At 27.7% G+C, this 11961-nt stretch carries 7 protein-coding genes; 6 read left to right on the top strand and 1 reads right to left on the bottom strand.

The genetic code is table 11. The annotated features are described in order from the left end of the window. Positions 1-79 precede the first annotated feature (79 nt). The 4 genes from selD (at position 80) to IC174_RS10345 (ending at position 7362) form a co-directional block, all read left to right on the top strand. Positions 80-1126 (top strand): selenide, water dikinase SelD, encoded by a 1047-nt coding sequence (gene selD / locus IC174_RS10360; RefSeq protein ID WP_227432539.1) that lies wholly within the window; start codon positions 80-82, stop codon positions 1124-1126. Between the two features lie 54 nt (positions 1127-1180). Next, positions 1181-2560, top strand: a complete 1380-nt coding sequence (selA, locus tag IC174_RS10355; protein WP_227482911.1) for an L-seryl-tRNA(Sec) selenium transferase — start codon at positions 1181-1183, stop codon at positions 2558-2560. A gap of 74 nt (positions 2561-2634) precedes the next feature. Further along, complete coding sequence (selB, locus tag IC174_RS10350) at positions 2635-4518, top strand: selenocysteine-specific translation elongation factor (RefSeq protein WP_227432540.1); 1884 nt, start codon at positions 2635-2637, stop codon at positions 4516-4518. A 105-nt stretch (positions 4519-4623) separates the two neighbouring features. Next, positions 4624-7362, top strand: coding sequence for a PAS domain-containing sensor histidine kinase (locus IC174_RS10345; protein ID WP_227432541.1), 2739 nt, complete (start codon positions 4624-4626; stop codon positions 7360-7362). A 131-nt stretch (positions 7363-7493) separates the two neighbouring features. Here IC174_RS10345 and manA read toward each other — a convergent pair whose 3' ends face one another. Continuing rightward, positions 7494-8438 (bottom strand): mannose-6-phosphate isomerase, class I, encoded by a 945-nt coding sequence (gene manA, locus IC174_RS10340; protein WP_227482861.1) that lies wholly within the window; start codon positions 8436-8438, stop codon positions 7494-7496. Between the two features lie 172 nt (positions 8439-8610). On the opposite strand from manA, the gene IC174_RS10335 reads away from it, so the two are divergent. Beyond that, positions 8611-9972 (top strand): Sapep family Mn(2+)-dependent dipeptidase, encoded by a 1362-nt coding sequence (locus tag IC174_RS10335; protein WP_227432543.1) that lies wholly within the window; start codon positions 8611-8613, stop codon positions 9970-9972. A gap of 87 nt (positions 9973-10059) precedes the next feature. Further along, positions 10060-11949 carry a BglG family transcription antiterminator gene (locus tag IC174_RS10330; protein WP_227432544.1) on the top strand — a complete coding sequence of 630 codons (1890 nt, stop codon included), beginning with the start codon at positions 10060-10062 and terminating at the stop codon, positions 11947-11949. Positions 11950-11961 lie beyond the last annotated feature (12 nt).

Genomic DNA, 11961 nt, shown 5'->3' with positions numbered 1-11961 from the left:
AACTCACTTATAGATATGGTATTATAAATATGTATGTATATGTGTGTATATGCGGAAATTTAGTAAAGGAGGTACTTTTATGAAGAAGGAACAAAAAAAACTTACAGAGATGACAACAGCAGGTGGATGAGCAGCTAAAATAGGGCCAGAGGTTCTGGCATCAGTTTTATCTCAACTGCCTAAAAATGATAATATAGAAAATTTATTAGTAGGATTAGATACAGCAGATGATGCTGCTGTGTATAAGTTAAATGATGATATGGCACTTATTCAAACACTGGATTTCTTTACACCAATGGTAGATGACCCATTTGTATTTGGTCAAATTGCTGCATCAAATTCACTATCAGATGTATATGCTATGGGAGGAAAGCCTTTAGTTGCAATGAATATTGTTTGTTTTCCATCATGTCATGATATGGATGTACTTGCAGAAATATTAAAAGGTGGATTTGATAAAGTAAAAGAAAGTGGTGCACTATTAGTCGGAGGGCATACTGTAGATGACCAAGAACCTAAATATGGTCTTTCAGTTTCTGGAATTGTAAATCCAAATAAAGTTTTATCAAATGCTACTGCAAAGCCTGGCGACAAGTTAGTTATAACAAAGCCAATTGGTGTGGGTGTATTAAATACAGCCATGAAAGAAGGTATGGTAGAACAACATGTATGTGACAAAGTAGTAGAAATAATGATACATTTAAATAAATATGCAGCAATGAGTTTTGATAAAATTGATGTAAATTCAGTTACAGATATCACTGGATTTGGTTTACTTGGGCATGCTTTAGAAATGGCTAAAGCTTCTGAAGTGAGTATTGAAATTGATTCAAAGCATGTTCCAATTATCGAGGGTGCTGTAGAAATGGCAGAAATGGGAATCATACCTGCTGGGATGTATAAAAACATGCATTATGTATCAAAAGATGTAGAAATTGTAGGAGATGTAGAAGTTGCAGTTCAAGATATTTTATATGACCCACAAACTTCTGGAGGGTTATTGATTTCTGTAAAAGAAGAATTAGCAGAAGAACTTGTAAGAGATATGAAGTTAAATGGAGCAATAGAAGCAAAAATCATAGGTTCTGTAGTGAAAAAAGGGGAAAAATATATTAAAGTTTTATAAAATATTATATGTAGAGAAAGAGTGATTATTTTGAGCAAAAGAGAATTATTTGCAATGTTACCTTCAGTTGATGAAGTATTAAGTGATAATAGAATAGTAGAAATAATAGAGGAATATCCTAGAAGTTTAGTTTTAGAATCTGTAAGAGAAGTGATAGATTTTAAGAGACAATTTATTTTAAGATTAAAAGAGGATGCATCTAATTCTGTAACAATAGAATTTGATGAGATAATAGAATCTTCAATAGAGAGAGTTAAATTAAATTACTCATTATCATTAAAAAAAGTTATAAATGCAACTGGTACAGTTATTCATACAAATTTGGGGAGGTCTTTACTTAGTGAAGATATAAAAGATGAATTATGGTGTGCTGCTTCAAGATATTCAAACTTGGAATATGATTTGGATAATGGAGAAAGAGGCTCAAGATATTCTCATTTAACTAATACAATAAAAAGACTTACTGGTGCAGAAGATGTACTAGTTGTAAATAATAATGCAGCAGCAGTGCTTCTTGTACTTAGTACAATGGCAAAAGGAGGAGAAGCAATTGTATCACGTGGAGAGTTAGTGGAAGTAGGAGGTTCTTTCCGAATTCCAAGTATAATGGCTCTTAGTGGTGCAGAATTAGTGGAAATAGGCTCAACTAATAAGACACACTTAAAAGATTATAAAGAAGCTATTACAGAAGAAACTAATGTATTGATGAAAGTTCATACAAGTAACTATAGAATTATGGGATTTACAGAGAGTGTATCTATCGAAGAACTAGTTAATTTGGGTAAAAAATATAAGTTACCTGTAATAGAAGACCTAGGAAGTGGAGTATTTATAGATTTATCAAAATATGGATTATCTTATGAACCAACTGTATTAGATTCTATAAGACAAGGTGCAGATGTAGTTACTTTTAGTGGAGATAAAATGCTTGGTGGGCCACAAGCAGGTATTATAGTTGGGAAAAAAGAGTATATAGAAAAAATGAAGAAAAATCAACTTACTAGAGCTCTTAGAGTCGATAAGCTTACAATATGTGCACTTGAAGCAACTTTAAGGATGTACCTAGACGAAACAAAGGCTGTGGAAAACATACCTACTTTAAAAATGTTGACATATAGCATTGAAGAATTAGAAGCAAAGGCAAATAAATTATTTGAAAAAATAACTGCCTTAAATCTAAATGCTAAGATAAACATAGAAGATGGATTCTCTCAGGTAGGAGGAGGGTCTATGCCTCTTGAAACAATAGCCACAAAGGTAATAACAATAACTCCTGAGCATATGAATGTATCATCTTTAGAAAAAAAATTAAGACTCAGTGAAGCTCATATAATAGCTAGAGTATATGATAATAAATATGTTTTAGATGTAAGAACTATATTTGATGATGAATTTGATGTAGTAGTTGAGGAATTAAGAAAAGCCTTTAATTAACTAAATTTGATATAGTAATACTATTAATTTTAATTGAAAATTAAAAGCATTGAAGCTTTGATAGGGGGCAAAAAATGAAAAACGTAGTAATTGGAACAGCAGGTCATATAGACCATGGAAAAACAACTCTTATAAAAGCATTGACTGGAAGAGAAACTGATACCTTGGATGAAGAAAAAAAGAGAGGTATATCAATAAATTTAGGGTTTACTTATTTTGATTTACCAAACAATAGAAGGGCTGGTATCGTAGATGTACCAGGACATGAAAAATTTATAAAAAACATGCTAGCTGGAGCATCAGGACTTGATATAGTTTTACTTGTTGTAGCAGCAGATGAGGGTGTTATGCCACAGACAGTTGAGCATTTAGACATCTTAAGTTTTTTAAATATAAAAAATGGAATAGTAGTTTTGACTAAATCTGATACTGTAGACGAAGAATTTAGAGAACTAGTAAAAGAGGATGTTTGTGAAAAAATAAAAGGTACTTTTCTTGAAAGTGCAGAAATAATTGAAGTTGATTCTGTATCTAAAAAAGGAATAAATACTCTTATTGAAAAAATAGATAAGATGAGTGAGGCAATAGAAGATAAAAACGAAAATTCTCCAGCAAGACTTAATATAGATAGAGTATTTTCTATAAAGGGATTTGGTACTGTAATAACAGGTACATTAATAGAAGGAAAGATAAGTATAGAGGATGACTTGGTTATATATCCACAAGTATTAAAAACAAAGATAAGAAGTATACAAGTTCATGGGGAAAGTAAAGATACAGCTTATGCAGGACAAAGAACAGCAATCAACATATCAAATGTAAAGGTAGATGATATAAAAAGAGGAGATGTTTTGGCTGCTCCAAATTCATTAGAAGAATCAATGATGTTAGATGTGAAATTATCATTGGTAAATCATCTAGAAAAAGGGATAAAGCATTGGGATAGATTGAGATTGTATCATGGGACTAGAGAAATACTTTGTAGAGCAGTTCCACTAGATAAAGATTTAATTGAAAACGGAGAGAATGGATATGTTCAATTAAGACTTGAAGAAAGTATAGTATCTAAGAAGGGTGATACTTTTGTTGTCAGACGTTATTCTCCAATGGAAACTATAGGTGGAGGTGTGATAATTGACCCATCTCCTAAAAAGCATAAGAGATTTGATGAAAAAGTTATAGAGGGATTAAAAATAAAAGAAAAAGGTGAACTTAAAGATATAATAGAAGAATACTTAAAGAGAAATCTAAAAAATTATCCAAATCTAAAAGAAATAATGAGTTATAGTGGTGCTCATGAAGAGCATGTAAAAAAAGCTATTGAGATACTTATATCAGAAAATAAAGTATTGCTTATTGGAAACATGTACATGCATATAAATCAATACAATAAACTGAAGGAAAGTACAATAAATCTTTTAAGTGAGTACCATAAGAAGTATAGATTGAGAAAAGGTATGTTAAAAGAAGAAGTAAGGTCTAAGGTAGAAAGTAATTTTAAGACTAGAGAAATGGATATCTTATTAGAAAAATTATCTACAGAAAATATTATAAAAATAGAAAATAATATAATATCATTATTTGATTTTGAAGTTATCTTAAATGACAAACAAAGAGAAATAGCAAAAAAAATAGAAAAAAAGCTAAAATCATGTGGAGTTTCTTCAATATTGACAATAGATGAAGTTTCTGAAGGAAATCATAACTATGCTGAAGTATTAGAGTCAATGATAGGTAACAAGGTAGAAAAATTGGATGATTTGTATATAATGGATAAAGATATTTATGAAGATGCAAAGAATACTTTAATAAATTATATAAAAGAAAATAAGGAAATAACATTAGGAGAATACAGAGATTTGATAGATTCTAGTAGAAAAAACTGTATGATTATATTAGAAAACTTTGATAGAAACAAAATAACTAAAAGAGTAGAAAACAAAAGAATTTTGTTTTAGCGGAAAATGTCTGTTTTTGCTTTGAGGTATAAAGAAGGAATTATAATGTCGAGTATCGTATAAATTAATTAGTATAAAATATTAATTAAGAGGAAGTGTAAAGTATTGAAGAATATAATACCTGCTGTGAAACCAGATATAAAAGAAAGAGAAGACATGAGCCTTTTATTTATAATAATGGGCTCAGTGCTTTTGTTATTTATTATAAAAGATACAAATAAATATGAAATTTTACTGCATGCTGTATATGCTACATTCTTAATAGCTACAGGAATGATTATATTTAATACTACAAAATTTAAAGTAGATTCATTTTCTACATTTTTAGGATTAGTATTTGCAGCAACTGGAGTATTGGAGTGTATATATTTATTTAATTGTTTAGGTACTAGAGCAGAAGCTGTAATTGGAATTAACATTACAATATCAGCAATGACAGATTTATTTCCTATATTAGGTGTGTATTTAAGTTTTAAATTTGTTAAGGATAATAAACAAATTCATTCGAGCATAATTTTATTTGTAGTAACTGTAGTTTTAACAATATCATCTTTATTCATAATATCTGAAATTTGTAACTCTTTAGATAGAGGGACATTACACTATACTTTAGGGGTTGTTACATCTATATTTATGATAATTGTCTCTATTATGAGTGGAATTGAACTAAACTCAAGTTCAAACGCAAATAAATGGGAATATAGTGAGAAAAAGTTTTTTAATAGAATAATAATAATAACAATCTTATCAAGAGCTCCAAATTTACTACATATAGTAATTGGTAATATACATATAGAAGGTATGTTATCACAAATAACAATAAATGTAGCATTATATTATTTATATAATTATATAGTATCTAAGAATATTAAGAAAACAGCATTGGAATTACATGATACAAATGAAGAATTAACAATAAAAACGGAAAGTTTGAAAGAAAAAAATAAAAAATTAATATATGAAACAGAAAAAATAGAAGAACTTAAAGAAATACTTATAAAAAGAGAATTACGACTACAATCTACTTTAGATGTTGCTGTAAATAGTATAGTTGTGTTTAGTAAGGATGGAGAAATTACATATGCAAATAAAAGTTTTAGAAATATTTTTGGAGATTATAAAGAACAAGATAAATTAAGTTATAAAGTTAAAAATTTTAGTGATTTAATAGAAAGCATTAATTATGTATTTATCAATAAAAAAAATATAGAAAAATTTATTGATACAAGTGACAATAAGGTTTACCAAGCTATATTTGCTCCTTTAATTATAGCTACACAAATAGAAGGAGTCTTATGTGTATTAAAGGACAAAACTAAGAAAAAGGAATACGAACGAAAAGTTATTGAAGCAAATAAGAGAAGTGAAGACTTTTTGGAAAGTGTTGGAGATGGTATAGTAGTACTTGAAGGTAGTAATAAAATATATGTAAATAATGCATGTAGACAAATATTTAAAGAGACATTAGAAAACATCGATTTTTCCTCAATATGTAAAAGTGAAGAAAATATAGAAAAAAGGTATGTAATAGAGGGTGAAGTAAAATATGTAGAGATGAGTTTTTCTCATTATAATAATGAAGGAACTTATAAAACTATTATTGTAATACGTGATACAACTTCTCGAAAGATATCTCAAATAAAACTTGAAGAAAGTCAATCCTCTTATTCAAGATTTATAGATATACTACCTGATGGTATATGCTTGTTAAGAGAAGACTTAAGTGTAAATTATGCAAATAAATCATTTTTGGATATGCTATCTTTTACAAGTATAGATGATGTAAAAGATTCTAATATTAAGATATTAATGAATGCAAATACTGAAGAAAAAATGAAATTTACTGAAAATATGACTAAAGTTTTAAATGAAAATAAGAGTATACTTTTACTAGAATATGAATTAATAAATAATTATGATGATATAGTAGAAGTAGAATTAAGTGCCTTGCCTTTTTCGATATATAACACTAGATATATAATGCTTATTATAAAAGATTTAGCACATAAAAAATACTCTGAACAAGCTGAAAAAGAATTACTTGAAAGATTTAAAACAGATAAAATAAAAACTGAGTTTTTTGCAAATATGTCTCATGAGTTAAAAACACCATTAAATGTTATATCAAGTTCAAATCAATTGGTAGATTCTTTCTATAGAAGTGAAAAAATAAAAGACTATAATAATAATATTAAATCTCATGTTGATTTAGTTAGACAAAGTTCCTATAGACTTCAAAGATTGATAAATAATATTATAGATTTGACAAAGATGGAGTCAGGATTTTACACACTTAAACTTGCAAAATACAATATTGTATCTGTAATAGAAGATTTGTTTATGAATATAGAAGAGTATGCAAGCAGAAAAGATATAAGAATTCTATTTGATACAGAGCTTGAAGAAATCAATGTCTATGTAGACAAGGCTGAAATTGAGAGAATTATACTAAATCTATTATCAAACTGTATTAAATTTACTGATAATGGAGGATGGATATATGTAAACATCTACTATAAAATTGATAAAGTAATAATAAGTGTTAAAGACACTGGTGTTGGTATACCTCAAGATAAATTGGAGTTGATTTTTGAAGAGTTTTCACAAGTTGACAAGACTTTATCTAGAAATACTGAAGGAAGTGGAATAGGACTTGCTATAGTTAAGAACCTAGTAAGTCTTCATGGTGGAGATATAGAAGTAATAAGTGAAGTTAATAAGGGTACAGAATTTTTAATCTCACTGCCAATGAAAAGCTTTAGTAATGAGTATTATACAGAAGATAAGAGAATATACAATCTTCAAGAAAAAATAAAAATAGAATTTTCTGATATATATTATTAGAAAGTTATTAAATTGTAAAAGTAAAATAAAATATTCTATATTTAATAGAGTACATTATAAAAAGCTAGGCTATCATAAAAATAAGTTTTTATGATAGTCTATCTTTTTTTGATGTTAATTGTATTTTGTATCTATATGTGAGAACATATGATTTCTAGATTACCTTCAAATCCAAAACTTCCAAAGTTATTTGGTAATATAAAATGCATACCTTTCTTTAAATCATACTCTATAGAATTGTGTATCAATTTACCAACTCCATCTAGGATACTGTACAAAGAAAAAGGTGTATTGTGAGTAAAATCACATTTTCCAAAAATATCTAATTTATAGACACTAAAAAATTCATTTGATACAAATGTTGTACATTTAAAGTTTGGTGTTGATACAATTTTATAATCAGTATCAAAATCTGTATGAGGAACATTTGTAACTTCTATTGATTTTTGAACATGAAGTTCACGTTTATTTCCTAAGTTATCAGTTCTATCATAATCATAAACTCTATAAGTAGTATCTGAGTTTTGTTGAGTTTCTAAAATTAATGTTCCCTTACATATAGCATGTATAGTTCCGCTTGGAACATAGAAAAAGTCACCTTTTTTTATATTAACTTTTCTAAGCAGTTTGTCCCATTCGTTATTATTTATCATTTCTATAAATTCTTCACGAGATTTTGCATTGTGACCTATTATAATTTCTGCATCATCAGAACAGTCTATTACATACCAGCATTCTGTTTTACCCAATTCTCCATTTTCGTTTTTTTGAGCATATTCATCATTTGGATGAACTTGAACCGATAAATTGTCATTGGCATCGAGTATTTTTGTAAGCAAAGGGAATTTATCTCCAGGTGTATTACCAAACAATTCTCTATTTTTCTCCCATAATTCAGATAGCTTTTTATTTTTATATTCTCCATTTTCTATCAGACAATCTCCATTTTTATGAGAACTTATAGCCCAACATTCACCTGTTGTAGGTGATTTTATCTCATAGTTAAATTTATCTTTAAGTGCAGTACCACCCCATATTCTATCCATAAAAATAGGCTTTAAAAATAATGGTTCCATAATCTTGTTCCTCCTATGATATTAAATTTATCCTACAAATAATTATATATAAATAGATTATAAAATCAATAGCAAAAAAGTTTTGTCCCTTGAAATGACATAAAGTATAAGGATTTATGAAACAAGATAAACTATGATATATAATATAAAGGTTTAAATTGGAGTGATAATCATGGAGAGATTTAAAGAAGAAAATCAAAAATATAAAAAAGAATTCTTGAAATTGTTGGAGGAATGGGTAAGTATACCTTCCTTTTATGATAAAAATACTGTATCTAAAGATATGCCTTTTGGAAAAGGTGTATATGATGCATTAAAGTGGTTTGAAAATTTAGGTAGAGAAAATAATTTTACTGTTAAAAATATAGATAATCATGCTGTTTATATTGAATATGGAGATGGTAAAGATTATATAGACATATTTGGGCATTGTGATGTTGTAAATCCAGGAGAAGGATGGGATAGTGAGCCATTTAAGCTAGATATTATGGGTGACAAATTAGTTGCTAGAGGTGTTTCCGACAATAAGGGCCCTATGATAGCAAATTTTTTGGCATTAAAAATGATAAAAAGTCTAAATATAGATTTAAAGAGAAAAGTTAGATTAATTGCTGGAGGAAATGAAGAAAGTGGATTTAAGTGCATAAAGCACTATTATAGCAAAGAGCCACATGGTGTATATGGATTTACTCCAGATGCTAAATTTCCTGTATTAAATGGAGAAAAGGGTGGAGCGATAATAAAGCTAATGCTGGATATAGATGATAAATATCTAGATATAAGTGGTGGAATAGAGTTTAATACAATTCCAGACAAAGTGTATATCAAAAATATTGAAAATTTAAGTAATGATTATATAAATTCTGATTTTAATAATGTTTCAATAAGTTTTAATGATGGTAAGTATATTGTGAATGGGAAAGGTGGACACTCATCTAAACCTGAAAAAGCAATAAATCCCATATTAGATACAATTAAAATTTTAGCAGAAAATCTTGATGAAGATTGGGCAAAAGATTTGTACAGGCTAATAAATAAAGATAATATAGATGGAAAACTGTTTGGCTTAAATGTTGAAGGAAAATGTGGAATTCTTTCAATGGTTCCAACAATAATAAATATAAAAGAAGGAAAGCTTGAAGTAATTTTAAGTGTTAGGTATCCTGAAGTATTGACAGTTGAAGAAATAATAGAAAAATTTGATTTGTATATAAAAATAAATAATATTAATAAATTTAAGTTTATTGGGGAAAATTTAAAGCAAGCAAATTATATAGATGAGAATTCGAAACTTGTAAGACGTTTACATGAGATATATGTAAAGTATTCTGGAGACTCAAAAAGTGTTGTTAGAGTAACCAGTGCAGGAAGCTATGCAGCTGAAATGAAGAATTCAGTAATATTTGGGTGTGAATTTCCTGATGGTAGTTTTGGAAATGTTCATAGTGCAAATGAATTTGCCAGTTTAGATAGGTTTATAACTGCGATAGGTATCTATGCGGAGGCAATAGTTACATTATGCAATAATATATAAATACAAAATGTCCCTTATATAGACATATTATATATACAACTAAAATTTTATTTGATATATAATTGAAATCAAAGAGAAGGTGATACAATGATAACTAAGAAACATGCAGTAATAGTAAAAAGTTTAAGCAATAAAGATGGATATATGACATCAAATGAACTAGCTATTAAATTAGATGTATCTACTAAAACTATTAAAAGATATATAGCAGATTTAAATGGTATTTTGAGTAAGTATGATTTAGAAATAGATTCTTCAAGAGGTATAGGATATAAGCTAAGTGGCTCTAAAACCAACATATCAAAAGCTGTAAAAGAAGCAAATAAATATATAAATGGTTTCTTGGATGATTCTGAAGAAGCAAGGATGTCAAATATAATATGTATGCTGATTAACAGAAATTATATGAGTATAGAAGTAATGGCAGAAGAATTAAATCTAAGTATAGCAGCCATAAATAAATTATCTAGTAAGCTTAAAAGAAAACTTGAAAAGTATGACTTAGTTATAAAATCTAAACCTTATTATGGAAGCTATATATATGGTGAAGAAATTAATATAAGACAGTTGATTACTGATTATGCAATAAAGTTGGATGAGAAGAGTAAAATCAAAGTATTTTTGGATGATATCAGTGAAAACGATATAAATTGCATAGAAAGTATTTTAGAAAAGCATTTAAGAGAAAAAGAAACAATAATTTCAGATAAAGACTTTAATCTTTTACTTTCAAAAATAATAGTTTCTGTGTTTAGAAGTAAGAGAGGTCATAGCAAAAATATAAATTTAATAGATACAGGATATAGATTTCATAATTACAGTTTTATAGAAAAGCTTATGAAAGAAATATCTGATAAAGTTGGATTTAAACTTATTGAAGATGAAGTAATTTATATTTCCAATTATTCTGGTGTAATAGCATATAGAGGTGCACAAGGAATAAAAAATGCAAGTGAAATTGAAGAAAGAATAAGTAGCGTTATAAGTAGTGCTCTTCAAGATATACTGCTTATTTCAGGAAGTGACTATACAAAAGATGAAGAGTTTATGATAGCGATTTCTGACCATATAAAGAGGTTTTTAAATAGAGCAAAAGCTAATATAAAATCTAATAATCCTCTGCTTCATCAAATAAAAGAGAAATTTCCAATAGCTTTTAACTTAGCTGTGTTTTTATCAAATAAGCTAGAAACTGAATTTAATTTAAAATTAGATGAAGATGAACTTGGATATATAGCTATTCACTTTGCTGCTTCAAATGAAAGAATGAAAAAAAATACAAGTAAGAAAATTTGTATAGTTTGTCATTATGGTATAGGCACAGGTCAGCTTCTTTCTGAAAAATTAAAGCAGAATATAAGTGACTTAAATGTTGTAGGTGTTTATCCATTTAGATATCTTGATATGGCAATAGGTCAAGATGTTGATTTGGTAGTATCAACAGTTGAATTAAAAGGATATGAAAAGCCAGTCTTATATATAGAAAATATATTTGATGATAGCCTAATTGAAAACGTAAACAAAGCCTTTTATGAAAAGGAAGAAAGAAGAAAAATAATAAGTAATATGTTTGATGAAAGAGCTTTTTTCAGTATAAAAGCAAATACAAAAGAAGAAGTTATACTTTCGCTTTCAAACAAGTTAAAAGAAAGAGACTTTATAGAAGAAAGCTCAATAAAAAGTATAATAGATAGAGAAAATATTTCATCAACTGAAATAGGAAATCTAGTAGCTATACCTCACACAATAGTGAAGGGAGATAAAAAATCTATAATCGGAGTTGGAATACTTGAAAATCCAATAATTTGGGATAAGCAAGAAGTTCAACTAGTATTTATGGTATTTTTTAATACTAAAGAAAAACATAATTTTTCAATATTTAAATACCTTTACAATTTTATAAAAGATGAAGGTGGAGTAAGAGGAATTATTAAAATATGTGACTTTAATAAATTAATGGCACTGATAGGTAATTAAGGAGGAAATTAA

Source organism: Clostridioides sp. ES-S-0001-03, assembly GCF_020676075.1.
In the GTDB taxonomy this organism is placed as follows: domain Bacteria; phylum Bacillota; class Clostridia; order Peptostreptococcales; family Peptostreptococcaceae; genus Clostridioides.
Note: the sequence above shows the minus strand (reverse complement) of the source record. Positions and strands in the feature narration are given on the sequence as shown.